General features: G+C 52.6%; 18 protein-coding genes. 8 read left to right on the top strand and 10 right to left on the bottom strand.

What is annotated here, in order from left to right; all coding sequences use genetic code 11:
- The first annotated feature begins 90 nt into the window (after window positions 1–90).
- The gene (gene uhpT, locus QNN86_RS10785) at window positions 91–1,482 is read left to right on the top strand and encodes a hexose-6-phosphate:phosphate antiporter (RefSeq protein ID WP_181618243.1); all 1,392 of its coding nucleotides are present in this window, start codon (window positions 91–93) and stop codon (window positions 1,480–1,482) included.
- A gap of 43 nt (window positions 1,483–1,525) precedes the next feature.
- Here uhpT and QNN86_RS10780 read toward each other — a convergent pair whose 3' ends face one another.
- Window positions 1,526–2,431 carry a LysR family transcriptional regulator gene (locus QNN86_RS10780; RefSeq protein ID WP_181618244.1) on the bottom strand — a complete coding sequence of 302 codons (906 nt, stop codon included), beginning with the start codon at window positions 2,429–2,431 and terminating at the stop codon, window positions 1,526–1,528.
- Window positions 2,432–2,536: 105 nt separating this feature from the next.
- Between QNN86_RS10780 and QNN86_RS10775 the strand changes: the two genes are divergently transcribed.
- The 5 genes from QNN86_RS10775 (at window position 2,537) to nepI (ending at window position 5,649) form a co-directional block, all read left to right on the top strand.
- Window positions 2,537–2,989 (top strand): DUF1198 family protein, encoded by a 453-nt coding sequence (locus QNN86_RS10775; protein WP_181618245.1) that lies wholly within the window; start codon window positions 2,537–2,539, stop codon window positions 2,987–2,989.
- A 99-nt stretch (window positions 2,990–3,088) separates the two neighbouring features.
- Window positions 3,089–3,613: an SRPBCC domain-containing protein gene (locus QNN86_RS10770; protein ID WP_181618246.1), complete on the top strand. Its 525-nt coding sequence runs from the start codon at window positions 3,089–3,091 to the stop codon at window positions 3,611–3,613.
- A gap of 78 nt (window positions 3,614–3,691) precedes the next feature.
- On the top strand, window positions 3,692–4,033 hold the full coding sequence (locus QNN86_RS10765; RefSeq protein ID WP_181618247.1) for a type II toxin-antitoxin system RelE/ParE family toxin: 342 nt from the start codon (window positions 3,692–3,694) through the stop codon (window positions 4,031–4,033).
- 9 nt (window positions 4,034–4,042) lie between these two features.
- On the top strand, window positions 4,043–4,342 hold the full coding sequence (locus QNN86_RS10760; RefSeq protein WP_181618248.1) for a helix-turn-helix domain-containing protein: 300 nt from the start codon (window positions 4,043–4,045) through the stop codon (window positions 4,340–4,342).
- Window positions 4,343–4,461: 119 nt separating this feature from the next.
- Complete coding sequence (nepI, locus tag QNN86_RS10755; protein WP_414211071.1) at window positions 4,462–5,649, top strand: purine ribonucleoside efflux pump NepI; 1,188 nt, start codon at window positions 4,462–4,464, stop codon at window positions 5,647–5,649.
- Window positions 5,650–5,690: 41 nt separating this feature from the next.
- Here the strand turns inward: nepI and QNN86_RS10750 are convergent, their stop codons facing one another.
- The 8 genes from QNN86_RS10750 to QNN86_RS10715 all read right to left on the bottom strand — a co-directional run bounded on the left by QNN86_RS10750 (window position 5,691) and on the right by QNN86_RS10715 (window position 15,159).
- The gene (locus QNN86_RS10750) at window positions 5,691–7,007 is read right to left on the bottom strand and encodes an MFS transporter (protein WP_414211070.1); all 1,317 of its coding nucleotides are present in this window, start codon (window positions 7,005–7,007) and stop codon (window positions 5,691–5,693) included.
- Window positions 7,008–7,058: 51 nt separating this feature from the next.
- On the bottom strand, window positions 7,059–7,916 hold the full coding sequence (gene araC, locus QNN86_RS10745) for an arabinose operon transcriptional regulator AraC (protein WP_414211069.1): 858 nt from the start codon (window positions 7,914–7,916) through the stop codon (window positions 7,059–7,061).
- Window positions 7,917–7,933: 17 nt separating this feature from the next.
- Window positions 7,934–9,973 carry a beta-galactosidase gene (locus QNN86_RS10740; protein ID WP_414211068.1) on the bottom strand — a complete coding sequence of 680 codons (2,040 nt, stop codon included), beginning with the start codon at window positions 9,971–9,973 and terminating at the stop codon, window positions 7,934–7,936.
- 225 nt (window positions 9,974–10,198) lie between these two features.
- Window positions 10,199–11,575, bottom strand: a complete 1,377-nt coding sequence (locus tag QNN86_RS10735) for a carbohydrate porin (protein WP_181618250.1) — start codon at window positions 11,573–11,575, stop codon at window positions 10,199–10,201.
- Between the two features lie 207 nt (window positions 11,576–11,782).
- Complete coding sequence (locus QNN86_RS10730) at window positions 11,783–12,085, bottom strand: PTS lactose/cellobiose transporter subunit IIA (RefSeq protein ID WP_008786514.1); 303 nt, start codon at window positions 12,083–12,085, stop codon at window positions 11,783–11,785.
- A 12-nt stretch (window positions 12,086–12,097) separates the two neighbouring features.
- The gene (locus QNN86_RS10725; protein WP_414211067.1) at window positions 12,098–13,480 is read right to left on the bottom strand and encodes a glycoside hydrolase family 1 protein; all 1,383 of its coding nucleotides are present in this window, start codon (window positions 13,478–13,480) and stop codon (window positions 12,098–12,100) included.
- 20 nt (window positions 13,481–13,500) lie between these two features.
- Entirely contained in the window at window positions 13,501–14,832 is a 1,332-nt protein-coding gene (locus QNN86_RS10720; protein WP_096759028.1) for a PTS sugar transporter subunit IIC, read from the bottom strand.
- A 12-nt stretch (window positions 14,833–14,844) separates the two neighbouring features.
- The gene (locus tag QNN86_RS10715; protein ID WP_414211066.1) at window positions 14,845–15,159 is read right to left on the bottom strand and encodes a PTS sugar transporter subunit IIB; all 315 of its coding nucleotides are present in this window, start codon (window positions 15,157–15,159) and stop codon (window positions 14,845–14,847) included.
- A 291-nt stretch (window positions 15,160–15,450) separates the two neighbouring features.
- On the opposite strand from QNN86_RS10715, the gene QNN86_RS10710 reads away from it, so the two are divergent.
- Window positions 15,451–16,398 carry a LacI family DNA-binding transcriptional regulator gene (locus QNN86_RS10710; RefSeq protein ID WP_137362526.1) on the top strand — a complete coding sequence of 316 codons (948 nt, stop codon included), beginning with the start codon at window positions 15,451–15,453 and terminating at the stop codon, window positions 16,396–16,398.
- 35 nt (window positions 16,399–16,433) lie between these two features.
- Here the strand turns inward: QNN86_RS10710 and QNN86_RS10705 are convergent, their stop codons facing one another.
- Window positions 16,434–16,727, bottom strand: coding sequence for a YicS family protein (locus QNN86_RS10705; RefSeq protein WP_096759030.1), 294 nt, complete (start codon window positions 16,725–16,727; stop codon window positions 16,434–16,436).
- A gap of 252 nt (window positions 16,728–16,979) precedes the next feature.
- Between QNN86_RS10705 and dagR the strand changes: the two genes are divergently transcribed.
- Entirely contained in the window at window positions 16,980–19,778 is a 2,799-nt protein-coding gene (gene dagR, locus QNN86_RS10700) for a transcriptional regulator DagR (RefSeq protein ID WP_414211065.1), read from the top strand.
- Window positions 19,779–19,835: the final 57 nt, after the last annotated feature.

The raw sequence follows: 19,835 nt of genomic DNA, 5'->3' as shown, positions 1-19,835 counted from the left end.
TCCGCCTGGACGCTGTCTCAGGCGTCTCTCCTGACTGATTTTTACAATGCCTGCTATTCGCAGGTATAAAAATTAGCTCGGGAGTGTCCTATGCTGGCCTTTCTAAACCAGGTGCGCAAGCCGACCCTGGATCTGCCGCTCGATGTGCGGCGCAAAATGTGGTTCAAGCCGTTCATGCAGTCCTATCTGGTGGTTTTCATCGGCTACCTGACCATGTACCTGATCCGCAAAAACTTCAACATCGCGCAGAACGACATGATCACCACCTACGGGTTGAGCATGACGCAACTGGGGATGATTGGTCTGGGCTTCTCCATCACCTACGGCGTGGGTAAAACGCTGGTTTCTTACTACGCTGATGGCAAAAACACCAAGCAGTTCCTGCCGCTGATGCTGATCCTCTCAGCGATTTGTATGCTCGGCTTTAGCGCCAGCATGGGGCCGGGCACAACCAGCTTGTACCTGATGATTGCCTTCTACGCGCTGAGCGGTTTCTTCCAGAGTACCGGCGGTTCGTGCAGCTATTCGACCATCACCAAATGGACGCCGCGCCGTAAACGTGGCTCTTATCTTGGCATGTGGAACATCTCCCACAACCTCGGTGGTGCGGGCGCGGCAGGCGTGGCGCTGTTTGGCGCTAACGTGCTGTTCGACGGTCACGTCATCGGTATGTTTATCTTCCCGTCGATTATCGCGCTGATCGTCGGCTTTATCGGCCTGCGTTTTGGTAGCGACTCTCCGGAATCTTATGGCCTCGGTAAAGCGGAAGAGCTGTTTGGTGAGGAGATCAGCGAAGAGGACAAAGAGACCGAAGAAAATGAGATGACCAAATGGCAGATCTTTGTTGAGTACGTGCTGAAAAACAAAGTTATCTGGCTGCTGTGTTTCTCCAACATCTTCCTGTACGTGGTGCGCATCGGTATTGACCAGTGGTCAACCGTGTATGCCTTCCAGGAGCTGAAACTCTCCAAAGAGGTGGCAATTCAGGGGTTCACCCTGTTTGAAGTGGGCGCGCTGGTTGGCACGCTGCTGTGGGGCTGGCTGTCGGATCTGGCGAACGGTCGTCGCGCACTGGTAGCCTGCGTCGCGCTGGCGTTGATTATCGCTACGCTCGGCGTTTATCAGCACGCCAGCAATCAGTACGTCTACCTGGCGTCTCTGTTCGCGCTTGGTTTCCTGGTATTTGGTCCGCAGCTGTTGATCGGCGTGGCGGCAGTCGGTTTTGTGCCGAAAAAAGCGATCGGCGCTGCCGATGGGATTAAAGGCACATTCGCGTATCTGATCGGTGACAGCTTCGCCAAGCTGGGACTGGGGATGATTGCCGACGGGACGCCGGTCTTCGGTCTGACCGGCTGGGCGGGCACCTTTGCCGCGCTGGACACCGCCGCTATCGCCTGTATCTGCCTGATGGCGATTGTGGCTGTCTTTGAAGAACGTAAAATTCGCCGCGAGAAAAAGATTCAGCAGTTAAAAATAGCTTAAGTGTGTAGTGGTAACGTTTTGCCCGCCTTTATGGCGGGCTTTTTTATGCCTTAAACTGGCTGGTTTCATGTACCAGATTGCGCAGCCACTGATGAGCGGCATCGCGGTGCGTGCGTTCATGCCAGGCCATACTTTTTGTAAAACCGGTAATGGGCAGCGGGGACGGCAAAACGTGAATTCGGGCATCGTCATACGCCAGACGGGCAGGAACCACGGCAATCATATCGCTGGTGGCGAGGATGTCCGGCAATACCAGAAAGCTGCTAACCGACAAACCAATTTGCCGTTGGCGTCCGATACCTGCCAGGGCCTCATCGGTGACGCCCCAGAAACTTTCGCCCTCATAAGAAACCAGCACATGCTCAAAAGCGCAGAAGCGATCGAGCGTCAGCGTTTTCCCCGCATCAGGATGCCCGTGACGCATGAGGCAAACGTACTCTTCATCATATAACGCCCGGCTGTGCAGGTTGTTGGGCGTGGAGTCCGGCGTCAGCAACGCCAGGTCGATTTTCCCCTGCTCAAACTGCGTGCTGAGCAGCACTGGCTCAACCGGTACCACCCGCACACGGATACCCGGGGCGCGTACGCGAAGCGCGGCAATAAACGACACGATCACCGCTTTGAGCGCGTAATCCGTAGCGGCGATGGTAAGGGTGAGCGATGCGGTGAGTGGGTCAAACTGTGTCGGTTTAAGTAGGATATCGATGTCGCTGAGGATCTGTTTGACCGGGGCGGCCAACTGTTGGGCGCGCAGCGTCGGGACAATGCCGTGCGGCGTGCGACTAAACAGCGGATCGTCAAAATAGTCGCGCAGGCGGTTGAGCATGCCGCTTACCGCAGGCTGAGTGAGCGACAGCCGCTGCGCCGCATGGGTTACGCTGCGTTCATCCAGCAGGGCATCCAGCGTTTTTAACAGATTAAGATCGAGTGTTCTGATATCAGATTTCATGATGTCTGCCTGCGAGTTCGATAAGTCACATTATGACACGTTCAGCCGTCGACAGAGGTGAATTTGCCGCTATGATGGGCGTCCTGTCTGGTAATGGATGTGCGCATGATTTGGATAATGCTGGCCACGTTGGTGGTTGTTTTTGTGGTGGGATTTCGGGTGCTAACGTCCGGGTCGCGACGGGCAATTCACCGTCTGAGCGAGCGACTGAACATTGATGTCGTGCCGGTAGAATCGATGATCGATCAGATGGGAAAAGTACAGGGGGAGGCTTTTTTACAGTACCTGCACCGCCCGGATGAATCGCATCTGCAAAATGCCGCTCAGGTGCTGCTGATCTGGCAAATCGTTATTGTCGACGGCAGCGAGCAGAATCTGCTGCAGTGGCACCGTTGGCTGCAAAAAGCCCGGCTGGCCGCACCGATTACCGACGCGCAGGTGCGTCTGGCGCTCGGATTTCTGCGCGAGATGGAGCCGGATATGCAGGAGCTTAATGCGTTCCAGATGCGCTATAACGCCTTTTTCCAGCCCGAAGAGGGTGTGCACTGGCTGCACTGATATCAGTATTTATGATGACAACTATTTGGAATCGTCATTATCTTTATATCTTACGCGAAAGCATGATGTACCTCGTTAACTTACACGACGAGGTACATCATGAATCAAGCCACTCAACAACGTGCAATTATCTGGCCTGCAGCGTATCTGCCAGGGACAACGGATAACTTTGCCTCAAATGAAATTATCGTTGCCGGACTGAGCGTCCGCGCCGTCTGGGCACAGCTTAATGACACAACGCGCTGGCCGACCTATTACAGCAACGTGGCGGATATCCGTTTTCACGACGACTCAGGTCCATTATTAAGCATGGATGCCCGTTTCCGTTTTACGACTTTTGGTTTCCCCATCGAAGCGCAAATCACCGAGTATATGCCACCGGTTGACGGCCAGGCCGCGCGTATTGCCTGGCACGGCTGGGCGGAAGGTGATGCCACTACACGTCTGGATGTGATCCACGCCTGGCTGTTTGAGGATTTACCCGGAGACCGCGTTCGTATTCTGACTCAGGAATCGCAGATTGGCGTTCCGGCACAAGAACTGGCGCGTACGCTGCCCAATCCGATGATTAACGGTCACCAGGAATGGATTACCGGGCTGGCAAGGGCTGCGACTAGCGGTTAATTAGTGCGCGATAAGAATTGATTTAATAGCTAATAAGCTATAATTTACCTATAGCTTATTAGCTATGAGGGATCGCTGATGTGGGATGTGGAAACAACGGATGCTTTCGACAAGTGGTTTGATGTACAGACCGAAGCGCTCAAGGAGGATATGCTCGCAGCAATGATGATTTTGTCTGAATATGGGCCCCAGTTAGGCAGGCCGTTTGCAGATACGGTGAATGATTCTGCGTTTTCAAATATGAAAGAGTTACGGGTACAACATCAAGGCAATCCCATTCGAGCGTTCTTTGCGTTTGATCCTTCCCGTCATGGTATCGTGTTATGTGCCGGGGGTAAAACAGGGATCAACGAGAAGAAATTCTATAAAGATATGATCAAGTTTGCGGATGTTGAGTACCGAAAGCACCTTAATAAGTAAGGATAAATTATGGCTACCCTTAAAGAATTGATGGCTAAACAAAGCCCGAAAAGCCAGGAGCGCATTGCTGAAAAAGTAGAAGTGCTACGTCAGGCGGTTGCGTTAAGTATGTTAAGGGAAGAACTGAATCTTTCTCAGGCTGAACTTGCCTCGGTAATGGGCGTTAAGCAGCCAACAATTGCAAAAATGGAACAGGCTGATAACGATCCTCGCCTGTCGACTTTAAAGCGTTATGTTGCTGCGCTGGGTGGTGAGCTGAGCATTGATGTTAAGCTGCCAACAGGTAAAAGAGTCGCGTTCCATCTTTAAGAATCTGGGGAAGCTGACGTTTGCGGCAAATGAAAAACAGTTGCTGAAACGTTAAATACGTCACAAATTTAATGTTACACTGCGTAACTTTTCTACAATAACCCCACGCAGGTAACAAAATGAGTGAAGCTATTGAACAAAAATCCCGCGCTGAGGTGAATGCCCGACCGAACTGGTCGGCGGTCTTCGCCGTGGCGTTCTGTGTTGCCTGCCTGATAACCGTTGAGTTCCTGCCGGTCAGTTTGCTGACGCCAATGGCGCAGGATTTGGGGATTTCGGAAGGCGTCGCCGGGCAATCGGTGACGGTGACGGCCTTTGTCGCTATGTTTGCCAGCCTGTTTATCACGCAAATCATTCAGGCAACCGATCGTCGCTATGTGGTGATCCTGTTCTCGGTACTGCTGACGCTCTCCTGCCTGCTGGTTTCCTTTGCCAACTCTTTTTCGCTGTTGCTCGTTGGCCGCGCCTGCCTCGGTCTGGCGCTTGGCGGCTTCTGGGCGATGTCGGCGTCGCTGACCATGCGTCTGGTTCCCGCACGTACGGTACCAAAAGCGCTGTCGGTTATCTTCGGCGCGGTCTCTATTGCGCTGGTGATTGCCGCGCCGTTGGGGAGTTTTTTAGGTGGAATTATCGGCTGGCGTAACGTGTTTAATGCGGCGGCGGTAATGGGAGTGCTGTGCACCATTTGGGTGGTGAGATCTCTGCCTTCGCTGCCCGGCGAACCGTCGCATCAGAAACAAAATATGTTCAGCCTGCTACAGCGTCCGGGCGTGATGGCCGGCATGATCGCCATCTTTATGTCTTTTGCCGGGCAGTTTGCCTTTTTTACCTATATTCGCCCGGTGTATATGAACCTGGCGGGATTTGATGTGGATGGTCTGACGCTGGTGCTGCTGAGCTTTGGTATCGCCAGCTTTGTCGGTACGTCGTTCTCGTCGATGATTTTGAAGCGCTCGGTCAAACTGGCGTTAGCCGGTGCACCGCTGGTGCTGGCGCTCAGCGCGCTGGTCCTGATTTTGTGGGGCAGTGACAAAGTGGTCGCAGCGGGTATTGCGATTATCTGGGGGCTGGCGTTTGCACTGGTGCCGGTGGGGTGGTCGACGTGGATCACCCGCTCGCTTGCCGATCAGGCAGAAAAAGCCGGATCCGTCCAGGTCGCCGTGATCCAGCTTGCCAATACCTGCGGGGCTGCGGTGGGAGGCTATGCGCTCGATAACCTCGGACTGGTGTCACCGCTGGTGATTTCAGGGGCTTTGATGCTGCTGACCGGCTTGCTGGTGGCGACGAAAGTACGGATTTCATCATAATATTATCCCCCGACGGCGCCGTGCTCGCCGGGGGATAATGTTCAATCTACCTGCTTTATCATCATAATCAGTCCCCCGCCCGCCAGTGCGATCACGGCCAGAATAGGCAGGATGGGCAGATACTGATTACCCACCACGCTAAACAGAATCGCGCCTAATACGGGGCCCAGAATTTGCGCACCAGTATTGGCAAAGTTCAGGATGCCGAGGTCTTTTGCCGAGTTTTCGGGATTAGGCAGCACCTCCAGATTCAATGCCTGATCGACCGAAAAGAAAATCCCTGAGCCAATGCCTGCGATGATTCCATACCAGATCATCGCGGCGGGCTGCCCGTAAATAAACGGGATCACGGTACCGGTGGCAATCAATATGGCGGCGAGAAACACCGGTTTTTTGCGGGTGCGCAATTTGTCGGAAATCGGGCCGGAAATAGGGGCAAAGATTAATGCGGTTATCATCGTGGCGATCCCGGCCAGGGAGATATATTTCCCGGCGTCGGCGCTATTAAGCCCCATTCCGCTGGTCAGGAAAAAGAGCTGATAAACGCTAAAAGCGGTGATGGTGATGGCAATCAGCATCTTGCCAAACAGCGCCAGGTAAAAGTCGCGCGCGTTGCGTACCGGAAAAATAAAGTACTGGGCGAAATTGCTGCGATCGATTTTTTGCCGTGGCATGCCAAGGCTGGATGGCTCTTTAATAATGATCGCTGCAATCGGGCCGGAGAGCAGCATCGCCACCGCCAGGACGTAATAACCGGTATTGACCAGTTCCGGGTTGCTATCGCTAAGAAAGAACCCGCCAACCACCGGGCCACCGTACTGGCCGATGATAAAACCTGCGGCATAAATGGAGGAAATTAACCCCCGATGTTTTGGCGCGATGCGATCGGCAATGACGGCAATCAGCGGTGCAACGACAAAGTTAATAAAGGTCTGTAATAAGCACCAGAGAAGGATAAAAATCCACAGCTGCTCTTTGGTTTCAATCATTCCCAGCCCCACCATCACCAGGGCGGTCAGAACCGAGCCGGATAAAATCCACGGCGTCCGGCGACCCCAGCGGGAGCGCGTGAGGTCAGACAGCGCCCCGATAATAATGGTGGTAATCGTTGAGGTGACCGCGCCAAGGGTGCCCAGCAGCGCAAGAAAGTTATTAACCTCTGCTCCTCCGCCGATAATTCGACTGAGCTTGGCCGGATTCAGAACGGAATTGAGTCCCATAAACGGGGCCAGCCACAGCAGTGCGCCGATTCCGACGGCGAGACCTAAAAGTACCGGCGGTTTCGGCTGAGTTTCATTACTCACTGACGCAGACCACCCAGCCAAATTAATGGTTTTATCGATGATACTCTTGTCCATTGTAGTAAACCTTTTTATTTGGAATTAATTTGACCACTCGTAATGAATAGTTTAAGCGTCACTGGAATAACTGTTCTTATCAGGAGTAAGTTTCATATAATTATTTCTGTATCTACGCGGAGAGACTCCGCAGTGGCGGCGAAAAATTCTTGAGAAATAAAATGCATCGTTATATCCGCTTAATTGTGCAATATCAGAGATAGACAGTGCGGTATTTTGTAACATGTTTTTGGCGTGATATATCCGCTGTTCTTCTTTCCATTCATTAATAGTTTGCCCAGTCTCTTCGCGGAACAGATGAGACAGACGAGATGGCGACAAACAGACCTGCGCGGCGAGGTCGGCGATGCTCAAATCCTCAGTGATATGTCGGTTCAGATAGCGACATACCTCTTCTACTCTGGCATCGCGCGTATTATTGCGGGTATCTTCCTGCAGTCGATAACAATTCAGGATGATACGTTCAAGGACGTTCATCGATATCGCTTCTGACAGCGCGTCGCCTTCAGAAAAGAAGGTAATTGCCTCGCTAAACAGCGTCTTCATTAATTCACCGTCGTGCTCACTCTTTAGCGTCAGTTTGCCTGGTTCACCTTCGTTACCTTGCCAGGTGAGCCAATTATGCCAGTAAGGACGGGGAATAAAGTAAATCCAAAAGTGATCCCAGCAATCGCTGTTTTCATCTCGTCCATAATGATGCGGCACGCCGGGTGGAAAAATGAGCAAGTCATTTTTTTCGCAGGTAATGTATGTGCCTTCTTTGGTTTTTACCCATGCTTTTCCCCTCACGGTAATATTAATAATATACCCTTCCATTCCGTCCGGACGGTCTATTGGGGTATCGAGAGGACCGCTGCGGATAACCGGCGTGAATCCGGCCACCAGATACGCATCAAAGGTAAAACACATACACCACCTCGCGAAAATTACCGTGATTTCACAAACAGCCGCATGCCCCAGGCATCAATCTCAACGCGTTCTCCCTGATGATACCGTTTCCCGCCCAGCGGTTCCGTCACTTCGGCCTCAGTACGGATTGTTGCAGGCGTGGCGCAATAATTGAAAATAAATTGCACCGCCTCGCCCCGGCTGTTTACGGCGCGGCGAACAACCAGAGGCCACTGATACGCTGACGTAGAGGAGGGCAGCGCCGTATCTGATGAGAGCGCGCTAAACAGATCAAATATCACCTTGCCGGAGGGCAGGAAACCAACATAGAGCGCCTGCCCTTTACCATAACCCGACAGCGTGGCGGCGGCATATTTTCCCCAGACCGGGTGGTCATAACGCAGCAGAACCTCGGTCTTATCGGTATTCGGCGTCAGCAGCTCCATCCACATTTCCGGGTGCTCATCCGGGGCGCAAACCAATGCTTTAGTTTCAGATCGCAGCCCCACGTTTTCCGGAATGACGAACTGGCTGTAGCTGACGCCGCAGCATGTATTCAGGATCGCTGGCTGGGTTTCAGCGCGCACTCTGACATTCTCATCACAAAATCCGGACTTAAAGCCAATCAGCACTTTGCCGCCGTTTTCAACAAACTGATTGATACGCTCAAGCTGCTCGTCGGTTGCACAGTAGAGCGCCGGGATAACCACGACCTTGTATTGACTGCTCAGTGGGTCAAGGGTGTTGATGATATCCACCGCGACATTATTGTCATAAAGCGCATCCCAGAACCGTCGCAGGATATCGTTGTAAACGTAATGACCGTGGTTGTTCAGCCCGGGCTGCGGGGTATCGGGTTTAAACCAGTTCATGGCTTCCATCGCATCATTGCTGACCAGAATCGCGACATCGTTTTCCACGCGCAGTTCGTCGAGAACACCGGACAGCTGAGCCATCTCCTGACCGATAGTCATCGCCTCCTGGTAAGTAGGGCCTGGGGCGAAATCATGGCTGATCACCCCTTTCCAGTAGGTTTCATAGGAGTTGTGGATCGAATGCCAGTGCCAGTAAGAAACCATGCTGGCGCCGCTGGCGATATGGCTGAAGGCCTGCAAGCGTAATTGACCAGGCCACGGCGTCCATTTGGCAAAGCCCTGAGCCTGTGTCTCCATAACATAATAATTACGCCCGTTTTTCAGGTTTCTCGCCACATCGCCGCTGAAGGCTATTTCCCGCCCGCTAAGATGATCCTGACCGGGGTGATAAACGTCAACGCTGACAATGCTCATTGCCTGTGCGGCAGAAAAGTGATTGACCTGCGGCTGAAGCCCAAAAGAATAACCGCGCCATTCAAAATCGAAGTTTTGCGTGACAAACTGCTCTGGACGCGCGTATTCCCGCACGATATCGGCCTGCCAGGCCAGATATTCCGCGACCTTCTCCCGACGAAAGCGAGCAAAAGCGCAGCCGAGGCTGGCGTTGATGGTGCTGGCGACAGGGGGAAAATCTTCCCAGCAATCAATGCAATTGCTCCAGTACTCAAGCCCAAAGGCATCATTCAACTGACGGATATCCGGGAACTGTTTTTTCAATGATGCTTTAAACGCCGTCTCTATATATTCGCCGGTATTGTCATAATGCTTGGTTTCATTATCAACCTGATAGCCAATAATGGCCGGACGATGGCGAACATGATTAAGCAGGGCGCGAATAACCTTTTCGGCATGCTGAAGGAAATGTGGATTAACGATATCCATAATCTGCCGACGGCCATATTTTTCATGGCCAGCTGGCGTGGTGACCAGCGCATCCGGGTGCTTACGCGCCAGCCAGCCGGGGATGGCGTAGGTTGGCGTGCCGATAATAACGGAGATGCCCGCGCGGTGCATGGCGTCGAGCACGCGATCAATATGGTAGAAATTGAACGTATTCTCTGCAGGCTCCAGCGTGCTCCAGGTCGATTCCGCAATTCTGACAACATTAATGCCAGCGGCGACCATCATCTCAATATCTTTTTCCAGGCGCTCCTCACGAATGTACTCATCGTAATAGGCCACACCATAATAAAGACCTGCCATATAAGCTTTCTCCGTAGTTTCGCTATTCGCCAATCCTGGTGACTGGAATAGGATTAATATATTCCGGGCGGGGAGAAAAAAGCTTAATGATCCGGCTGTCTTTCCTGAACAAATCTGTTGTGCGTTATAAAGTGTGATCGGCATTGCAGGATGCCAACTTACGCGACGTTGAGCTGTTTTTTGCGTGACAATCTCGGGGGCGGGTACACCCCCGATGATTTTTTATCAGAACCACGCTTCCCACATCGCGCCGAGGTTGAAGTCGTCCAGGGTTTCGTCTTTCGTGCCGTTGACGCGCGCGGTACGGTCGTTGTCCACCTTGCCGCCTGTCATATAGAAACGCAGCATCGGGCGGAATTCGGGTCCCATGGCGATCGACATGTTCTGCGACAGCGTCAGCTTCCAGCCGCTGTTATCGCCTCCGTTGTCGTAGTCTACGCGCTGATAGCCCGCTTCCAGCCAGGTGGAGTGAACGTCGTTCCAGAAGTACATCGGGCGCACAATCGCGCCGTAGTTCTTACGGTTGTCGCTTTTGTCTGCGCTGTTGTCGTAGTCATGGAACGCCAGCAGGTATTCCACCTGCGCCTGGCGGGTAAACTTATGGCTCCCCTCGAAGCTGGCGTAAACCGTGGTCAGGTCGTCGGTTTTGTTGTAGACGCTGTTGTCTGAGTTATCCGAATAACGGGCGATCACCTTGTTCACGCCGCTGTCGTTGGTGTGGCTCAGCACAAAGGCGCCCTGCCAGGCTTTCAGGCGGTCATCGCTCTCGACGGCCTTGGAGTCAAAGCCATAGTTGGCGTAGATCTCCAGGTCCAGCGGGCCGACCTTCATATTGTGGATTTTTGATGTCACCGCATAGTTACCTTTATCGCCAGTGCCGGAGCCGCCGGTACAGGTAATGCGTGAAGGGTTGGCTTCGTCTTCCATGACTTCCGGACTACACGATTCGACGGCGGCGACGGTGGCAACATCAAACTGTACGCCGCCAATGTCGAAGTTCTTCACCCCGGCGCCCTGGCCGTCGTGGTTCATCCAGAAGTAGTCGTTAATGCCCTGTTGTGGGCGCTGATGGAAGTCGCGGCCGGCCCAGATGTAGGCGTTCGGATTGGACTCCAGCACGTTGGTCACGCCCGCGTAGGCTTTTTTGAGGTTAACTTCGTCGCCCCAGTGGTCAATCATCACGTTGATATCCCAGATTGCGCCGTTGTCGCTTTTGAACGCTTTGGAGAGCTGGAATTCGCCACCGTTGCCTTCGTTACCCAGACGACCAATCGCGGATGCACCGTTATAGGACCCGTCAACGCCAACGTATTTCTGATCGCCACTCTGGAAGTGCGCGCCGTAACGGGCGTAGCCGCTGAACTTCACGCCGAACGGTATCGCCATATCCGGCGACTGCGCCGCGCTTTGCGGTTCGTTAATCACATCGGTTTTCTTCGCCACGGCAGCGTCCATTTTCGCCTGGCGTTCCGCCAGCGCTTTATCGACGGCTTTGGCGACGATGGCGTCGATTTGTTCCTGCGTAAATTCCTGTGCGAGCACGGAAATTGGGCACAGCGCGGCCACGACCGCCATGGCTAATGGAAGTTTTTTTATGTTCATGGTTATCTCATTTGACACTTAACCCTTCAGGTTGCCATTGGCATTCTGAATAAGCGTGTGTATTCATTTATTTTAAGATAATAACCATCCCGTCTCGGTTGAATTTGCTATCACCAAAACAAGTTGATTTATTTATTTTATTAACAGGTACAGAATTAATTTATTTAATCGTAATAAATACTCCGTTCAGAAAGTGTTATTGAGAAACTAGCGTTGATACAAATGAATAATTTCTTCTGACAGTTCGCGGGCTAATAGCGACGTCATTAAGTGGTCCTGCGCATGCACCATAATTAATGTCATTGGTTGCCGGGCTTCCCCGGCGTCCTGTTCGATCAATTTGGTTTGCATGTGGTGAGCCTGACGGGCATAGCCGTCAGCCTCACGAAGCAGGCTTTTCGCTTCGTCAATGTTCCCGGCGCGCGCGGCGTGCAGCGCTTCGAAGCACAGGCTGCGTGACTGCCCGGCATTGACGATGATTTCCATTACTGCTTCTTCTAATGCAATCATGATGCTCTCTTTTTAATCGAATCCATTATTGGCGGCAGTTTTCGCAAACCACTCGCCGCTCTTTTTCACAGTACGTTTTTGCGTGGCTAAATCTAACTGGACAAAACCGTAGCGGTTTTTATATCCGTTGAGCCATGACCAGTTATCAATAAAGGTCCACATATGGTAACCAAGACAATGACAACCCTCGCTAATGCCTTTATGCAGCCATTTAAGATGTTCTGAGACAAACTCAATACGGTAATTGTCGTTAATCTGATCGTCCTGAATAAAACGCTGTTCGTTTTCTACACCCATGCCGTTTTCAGAAATAAAACAGCGCGGGTTGCCATAATTATCTCGCAGATTCGTAATAATATCGTAAATGCCCGGCTCATAGATTTCCCAGCCACGGTACGGGTTCATTTTACGTCCCGGCATTTCGTAATATTCAAACAGCGATTCTGGCATAAACGGCGCGTCAGGATTGACGGCGCTATCGCGGCATTTCACCCGGCGCGGTTGGTAGTAGTTAATGCCCAACAGGTCGATTTTACCCTCGGCGATGAGCTGGCTGTCGCCAGGCTGGCAGGCCGGTAGCTGATCGTACTGTTTTAACAGTTCCACCAGGTCCGCCGGATATTCGCCTTTTAATACCGGATCGAGGAAGCTGCGGTTAAACAGCAGATCCGCATGGTGCGCGGCTTTCACATCCGCCGGATTTTGCGATCGCGGATAAGACGGCGTTAAGTTCAGCACCACGCCGATTTCACCGTCATAGTTGCCAGCGCGATACGCACGAACCGCCGTCGAATGCGCCAGTACGGTGTGGTAGGCCACGGTTGCCGCCCGTTTGAAATCCACCACGTTCGGGTAGTGGAAGTCATACAGATAGCCGCCTTCTACCGGGACAATCGGCTCGTTGAAGGTGAACCAGTGCTTCACCCGATTGCCGAACAAGGTAAAACACGTCCGGGCGTAGTGACCAAAGGCTTCCACGACGTCACGATTTTCCCAGCCGCCTTTCTCCTGCATCACCATCGGCATATCGAAGTGGAACAGGGTGATAAAGGGCGTGATGCCCTGCGCCAGCAGCTCGTCGATGACGTTGTTATAGAAATCGACCGCTTCGGGATTGACCTCGCCGGTGCCGTCCGGGATCAGGCGCGACCAGCTTAGAGACGTACGAAAGCTGTTGTGCTGCAGCTGTTTCAGCAGTGCGATGTCCTGTTTCCAGTGTTGATAAAAACCGGAGGTGTCTGCCGGGCCAACCCCCTGATGGAAACGACCTGGCTGACGGTCGAACCACACGTCCCATGTGGTCTGGCTTTTACCGCCGTTCAGGCTATCCCCTTCGGTTTGCAGCGCTGAGCAGGCACTGCCCCACCAGAAGTTTTCAGGAAAACGGTATCTCATTGTTCTGACTCCTTGATTCATTATGAGTTGCTACGGGCAGCGTTCGCCACGGAGACGGCATCCTGGGCTTTTTGCTCTTCAGATTTCATCAAAGAACGTTCGTAGGCACGCAGGAAAGGCAGGTACATCAGCGCCGACATTGCCATGCAGATAAAGCACATCACCACCGGACTTAATGCCCAGTTCGCGGCCCAGGACGCTCCAATTGGCGCTGGTGTGGTCCACGGAGTTAACGACACCACCTGGGCTATCCAGCCAAGCTTGGTGGCGCTATAGGCCAGCACGGCGTTGATCATCGGAACGCAAACAAATGGGATGAACAGCATTGGGTTCATGATGATCGGCGCACCAAACAGAATAGGCTCATTAATATTAAAGAAACTAGGCACAATTCCCATTTTGCCGATGGTGCGCAGGTGGGCGACGCGGCTGCGCAACAGCAGGAACGCCAGCGGTAAGGTTGATCCCACGCCGCCGATCAGCAGATAGTGATCCCAAAAACCTTGCAGATAAACGTGCGGCAGCGCCGCGCCTGCCGCCAGTGCGGCCTGGTTAGCGGACAGGTTTGCCATCCAGAATGGGTTCATGATGCCGGTGACAATCAGCGCACCGTGGATCCCCGCAAACCAGAAAATCTGGCACAGCAGGACGGAAAGCAGAATCGCCGGCAGCGAATCAGAGGCAGAAACCAGCGGTTCCAGCAGGTGCATAATCGCCTGCGGAATGATCATCCCGGTTTGTGCTTCGATAAACAGGTTCAGTGGATGCAGAGTGGCAATCACGACCAGCACCGGAATCAGGATCTCAAATGAACGTGCGACGCCGGTCGGCACTTCTTTCGGCAGGCGGATTGTCACGTTATTCTGCTTCAGCCAGGCATACACGCGGGTGGAGTAAATAGCGGTAATCAGGGCGGTAAAGATCCCCTGACCGGAAAGATACTGGGTCGAGATTTTTCCGTCGGCATAAGGCGCTGCAACCAGCAAAAACGCCATAAAAGCCAGCAGCCCGGACATGATCGGGTCGAGATTAAACTGGCGGCCAAGGCTGGCGCCAATACCAACGGAGATGAAGAACGTCATAACACCCATGCTGAGGTTAAACGGCAGCATCAACTGTTCACGGTAGGTGGCAGAAAAATCGAGCCAGCCACGGGCAAAGCTATTGGTGGTTTCGGCAGAGAATGGAGGGAAAATAAACACCAGCATGAACGAGCCGATGATCATAAACGGCAGCGCCGCCGTAAAACCGTCACGAATCGCAATCACATACTTTTGCTGCCCCAGCTTTCCGGCGAGCGGGGTAATGGATTGTTCAATGACGGCAACCATTGACTGATATAACGAACTCATATTGATACCTTTCTAGTGTGCCGCTTCAATCAGCGACAGGGCATAATCCAGCACTTTGTCACCGCGTTGCATACCGTAATCCATCATATCTATGGCTTTTACGGGTACACCCTGGGTGGCAGCCTTTTCTGAGAGCGTAGTAAGCATGTACTTTACCTGGGGGCCGAGCAGCACCACCTGGTAATTTGGAAACTGTGTGTCAAATTCGGCAACACCGTACGCATCAATCTTCACGGGCAGCCCGCGTGATTCCGCTTCTTCAACCATTTTGCGAACCAGCATGCTGGTGGACATCCCTGCAGAGCAACACAACATAATCCTGAACATGGTGAACCATCCTTTAAATGTAAAAACATATTGCGAGTCTGATTTGATATCATACGGAAACCGGTTTCCATTCGTCGCAAACAGAACTGTGACCGCCATCAAGATCTTATTGTTATAAGGCTAATTATTTGAATCTGGCTCACGAAATTTGGCGGTTTGATCTCTTTTTGAGTCCAAATGGAAAATCGGTTTCCATGAAAAACGGAAACAGATATACTGCGAGTGGCGATTATTTAAGCCAATGTTAAATACAGGAAGGAAGGGCCAGGCGGGTCCTGTCAGGGGAGAATGATGTCTACTATCAACGATGTATCGCGTCTGGCCGGGGTGTCAAAGGCCACGGTGTCACGCGTGTTGAGCGGTTCACGTGGTGTCAAAGAGGCCAGCCGTCTTGCCGTGCTGAAAGCGGTGGATGAACTGAACTATCGCCCGAACGTGATTGCACAGTCGCTGCTGAGTCAGTCTACCGGCTGTATTGGGGTCATTTGCGCGCAGGATAACATTAACCAGACTACCGGCTATCTCTATGCGTTGGAAAAACACCTTAGCCAGCATCAAAAGCATCTGTTGCTGCGTTTTGCCAATAGCAAAGCGGAAGTGATGAACGCCCTGGATGAATTAAGCTGTGGGTTGTGTGATGACGTATTGATTATTGGCGCGCGGTTCCCGCTGAGCATTAGCCAGGAGAATGTCATTCTGGTGGATTGCCTGGATTCCGGCGATGACGTCAACAGCATTCAGTTTGATCACGCGTTTGCTACCGAAACGGCCTGTAACTACCTGATAAGCCAGAATCGACGCCAGATTGCGTTGATCCACCCGGACGGTATGGGGTTCTCGGATCAGGTGCTGTTGGGCTACAAGCATGCGCTGGAAAAAAACTTCCTGCCGTTTAACCGCAATCTGGTGTTTATGGAGGCAACGTCGTCCTCCGTGGCATTGCAGGAGCTGCTCAATAACGCGTCAACGCTCAATTTTAACGCGCTGCTGGTGGCGGACGAACAGCAGGCCCAGCGGGTGATCCCGCAGCTGCAGGCGTTTAATAAATCGGTGCCGGGAGACATTATGGTGTTTAGCCTGGCCGGGTCGCTGCATCTGCCGGGCATTCCCACTATCCCGGCCATTGAGTATTCAATGGACGCCATGGCGGCGCGTATCGTCAGTTGGCTGAACGAGAAAACCCAGAACGTGCTGGGCTCATACGTGCTGCGCGGCGACCTTATTATTCCTCAGCGTTAACCGTATTAATCAGGCGCGAACAATACGTTTCGCGCCTAGATATCCGGGCATTCGACTTTGCCCAGCGCATCCCAATAGTTATTTTGATTACTCCTTTGAATTGCCAAAATAGCCTCGCGAATATGCTGCTGATTACGCGTATCAGACATAATTGTTTTTTCCCATACTTCATCTGATGGCGACCCCTGCGGGGTACAAATTTTGCGTAAGTCCTTCAATACGGTATTTTTTTCGTGAACTGCCTGTAGAGAACCGTAAGCCGAGTCGGCCTGCGCCAGACCCGGCAGCGTGAAAAGGACGGCAAAGAGCAGCAACGCTGTTCGTTTCATTTATCATTCTCCAGAGTGAATTGTTGCCCGATCCGGCTTATATCCTCTTCCATACCTGATAAGCATAGCGCCATCAGGTATGCCAGATTTAAAGATAAGTATAGACAGCATATGGCTCTCTAAGCGTTCTGCATGAGTCAGAAAACCGGTTTCAGCTGTAAGTTGTAGACCGATTCTTCCCATCCCTCACTTTCTTGCGCAGCAGAATAGTGTATGTTCTGAACAATCATTAATTTCTTAAGCGGTAAAGAGATGAGGCGGATTGAGGTAATACTGGGGGAGCTGGAACGGCTGACGCGTGGGCTAAATCTTGCCAGTTTGGCGCAGGAAACGGCATTCACCGCGGAGGCTATAGGCTTTAACCTTGGACTGGCGCGTAATTCTGTCAGTAAAGACCTCAATCAGTTATGGAATGATGGTCTGGCGATTAAAAGCCGTGGCCGTCCGGTGTTCTTCCTGCATCGTCAGGCAATTGAAATGTTGCTGGATCGCACGCTGGATGCGTCCGAACGCGAAGTGCGTTCGGTTGCCGATCTCATTGCCCATCAGGAGAGCCTGGTCTCTGACGATCCCTTTATCGGACTTATCGGCTACGATCGCAGCCTGCATGATGCGGTGGAAAAAGGCCGCGCGGCGGTGCTGTATCCCCACGGGCTGCATGTTCTGCTGACCGGTCCCTCCGGCGTTGGTAAAACCTTTTTTGCCGAACTGATGCACCGTTTCGCCTGCGAACGTGCGACGGGAGCGCCGCCACCGCTGGTTTATTTTAACTGTGCAGAATACGCGCATAACCCGGAACTGCTTTCCTCACATCTGTTTGGTCATCGCCAGGGGGCATTTACCGGAGCAAACGAGAATAAACCCGGTCTGGTTGAACAGGCTGACGGTGGTTATCTGTTACTCGACGAGGTCCATCGACTGCCGTATGAGGGGCAGGAAAAGCTGTTCTCCATTCTCGATAAGGGTGAATACCGGCCTCTGGGTTCGAGCGCTGCGGCGCGCTCAATTTCGGTTCGCCTGATCTGTGCGACGACTGAACCCGTCAGTTCGGCGCTGCTACGCACCTTCCAGCGGCGTATTCAGGTCTGTATCGATTTGCCCGGTATTCGCCAGCGTTCAATCGAAGAGCAGGTTGAATTAATTGTTGGTTTCTTACAGCGTGAGAGCCGTAAAATTGAACGCACGGTAAGCATCGACAAAACGCTGCTGCTCTGGCTGCTGAACAAACCGCTGGAAGGCAATATTGGCCAGCTCAAGAGCGATATTCAGTTTCTGTGCGCCCAGGCGTGGGCATCAGGGATGGCGGAGCAAAGCGACATGCTACAGCTGGACAAACGGCTCGCAGAGATGCCGTTTAACGCCACGGCGGAACAGCGTCAGTTGGTTGATGCACTGTTTGGCGGCAACGCACGGCTGAGCGTGGATGCGCGCACGCTCCCGGCATTAAAAAACTCGCTGGCAACCGGGACGGAAATTGAAGACAGCGATCTCTTTTACAGCTTCCTGACCCGTGAATACGTCAATCTGCGTAACAGCAACGTGCCGCCCGCCGAAACGCTGGCAATACTCAAGAATAAGCTCAGCTCGATATTTGATTACGGTCTTTACAGTCGCGACAACGTGGCGCATCCCCCGCGCTATGGTGACCAGATTGAAGAACGGGTGACGTTACTCATCGGCTGTGTGGAACAGGTGCTGGGTTTTACGCTGCCGGAAAATTTAGTGAACCCACTGCGCAAGCACCTTCTGGCGCTGATTGGCTATGTGCAGCGCGGACTGATCCCACAGCTTTACTCTTCCAGCCTGATCCTAGACCGTTGCAAAGATGAATACGAAAACGCCACGCTGTTGTGTCGAAAAATCAATGAACTGCTGCATATTCAGTGCCCGGCGACGGAAGTTGTCTGGCTGTGTTTGTTCCTGAAAGAGTGTCGCCATTACCGACAGCGCATTGATGCCAGCCCGGACTGTGGCGTGGTTTTAATTGCCCACGGAGCCACCACCGCCACGAGTCAGGCGCAGTACGTGAACCGTGTTCTGGAGCGCGAATTGTTCAGCGCTATCGATATGCCGTTTGAGCAATCGGTGCATGACACCCTAGAAACGTTAATCCAGATGATCCAGGCCCGACGCTGGCAGCGGCTGATATTGATGGTGGATATCGGCTCACTGATTCATTTTGGTAGTACGATCAGCAAGTTATTCCAGATAGATGTCCTACTGATGCCGAATATCACCCTGACCAGTTTGCTGGAATTGGGTCTGGACTTAAGCTATGAAACCAGTGACTTAACGCAGCTGGCGGCGTTAATGCAGAGTAAAGATATCCCCTGTCAGCTCTGTACGCCACAGCAGGAAAATAACGGCAAAGTGCTGGTCATCTCCTGCATCACTGGGATGGGCACGGCGGAAAAAATTAAAAAGGTGCTGGAGGAGAGCTTCGGCGAACTAATGTCGCAGGATACGCGGATGGTGATCCTCGATTACAACGAAGTCCGCAGCCTGGAGCGCGTTCAGCAGGCGATTAACGCCAGTGAACGTCTGGCGGGGATCGTCGGTACTTTCCAGCCGGGACTGCCGGACATTCCGTTTATCTCGCTGGAAGAATTGTTCTCCGAGCAGGGGCCAGAACTGGTGCTGAGCCTGCTGACGCCCGATCTCTCCAGCAGCGAACGTCGTCTGGAGATGGAACGCAGCGCCATGCGCTTTATCAGTGCGCTGACTATGGAGAGCATCATCAACCATATTTCGGTGCTCAATCCTCAGCGTATTCTGAAAGAAATGGAAGGTGTGCTGAATCATCTGACCTCCGCACTTTCGCTAAAACCGAGCCGTCAGGTGACACTGCGCTTCCTGATCCACTGCTGTTGTATGGTCGAGCGTATCGTGATTAACCGCAAACCGTTACAGATGGCGCTTGAAAACAAGCCGGAGCTGGACGCCCACGCGTTTAGTGTCATTAAATCCGCTTTCCTGCCGATCGAAGAGGCCTATGCCATTCGCTTATCGGACGCGGAATATTTTTATATCTACGAACTGTTATATAGCTGATCCCTTACCTGGCGGGGCTTTACGTCCCGCCAGTCCTTTCTTCGCCTCCGCGTGACA

Source organism: Citrobacter sp. C348 (genome assembly GCF_047467975.1).
Lineage (GTDB): Bacteria > Pseudomonadota > Gammaproteobacteria > Enterobacterales > Enterobacteriaceae > Citrobacter > Citrobacter gillenii.
This window is presented reverse-complemented; position numbering and strand designations above follow the sequence as displayed.

Excerpts from the sequence above, each read along its gene's own strand:
- QNN86_RS10765 (WP_181618247.1), top strand. The coding sequence starts at position 3,692 with ATGTGGGATGTGGAAACAACGGATGCTTTCGACAAGTGGTTTGATGTA.
- QNN86_RS10775 (WP_181618245.1), top strand. The coding sequence starts at position 2,537 with ATGATTTGGATAATGCTGGCCACGTTGGTGGTTGTTTTTGTGGTGGGA.
- QNN86_RS10730 (WP_008786514.1), bottom strand. The coding sequence starts at position 12,085 with ATGATTGCATTAGAAGAAGCAGTAATGGAAATCATCGTCAATGCCGGG.
- QNN86_RS10715 (WP_414211066.1), bottom strand. The coding sequence starts at position 15,159 with ATGTTCAGGATTATGTTGTGTTGCTCTGCAGGGATGTCCACCAGCATG.
- QNN86_RS10735 (WP_181618250.1), bottom strand. The coding sequence starts at position 11,575 with ATGAACATAAAAAAACTTCCATTAGCCATGGCGGTCGTGGCCGCGCTG.
- QNN86_RS10720 (WP_096759028.1), bottom strand. The coding sequence starts at position 14,832 with ATGAGTTCGTTATATCAGTCAATGGTTGCCGTCATTGAACAATCCATT.
- QNN86_RS10725 (WP_414211067.1), bottom strand. The coding sequence starts at position 13,480 with ATGAGATACCGTTTTCCTGAAAACTTCTGGTGGGGCAGTGCCTGCTCA.
- uhpT (WP_181618243.1), top strand. The coding sequence starts at position 91 with ATGCTGGCCTTTCTAAACCAGGTGCGCAAGCCGACCCTGGATCTGCCG.
- QNN86_RS10780 (WP_181618244.1), bottom strand. The coding sequence starts at position 2,431 with ATGAAATCTGATATCAGAACACTCGATCTTAATCTGTTAAAAACGCTG.
- QNN86_RS10705 (WP_096759030.1), bottom strand. The coding sequence starts at position 16,727 with ATGAAACGAACAGCGTTGCTGCTCTTTGCCGTCCTTTTCACGCTGCCG.
- QNN86_RS10710 (WP_137362526.1), top strand. The coding sequence starts at position 15,451 with ATGTCTACTATCAACGATGTATCGCGTCTGGCCGGGGTGTCAAAGGCC.
- araC (WP_414211069.1), bottom strand. The coding sequence starts at position 7,916 with ATGTGTTTTACCTTTGATGCGTATCTGGTGGCCGGATTCACGCCGGTT.
- QNN86_RS10750 (WP_414211070.1), bottom strand. The coding sequence starts at position 7,007 with ATGGACAAGAGTATCATCGATAAAACCATTAATTTGGCTGGGTGGTCT.
- dagR (WP_414211065.1), top strand. The coding sequence starts at position 16,980 with ATGAGGCGGATTGAGGTAATACTGGGGGAGCTGGAACGGCTGACGCGT.
- QNN86_RS10760 (WP_181618248.1), top strand. The coding sequence starts at position 4,043 with ATGGCTACCCTTAAAGAATTGATGGCTAAACAAAGCCCGAAAAGCCAG.
- QNN86_RS10770 (WP_181618246.1), top strand. The coding sequence starts at position 3,089 with ATGAATCAAGCCACTCAACAACGTGCAATTATCTGGCCTGCAGCGTAT.
- QNN86_RS10740 (WP_414211068.1), bottom strand. The coding sequence starts at position 9,973 with ATGGCAGGTCTTTATTATGGTGTGGCCTATTACGATGAGTACATTCGT.
- nepI (WP_414211071.1), top strand. The coding sequence starts at position 4,462 with ATGAGTGAAGCTATTGAACAAAAATCCCGCGCTGAGGTGAATGCCCGA.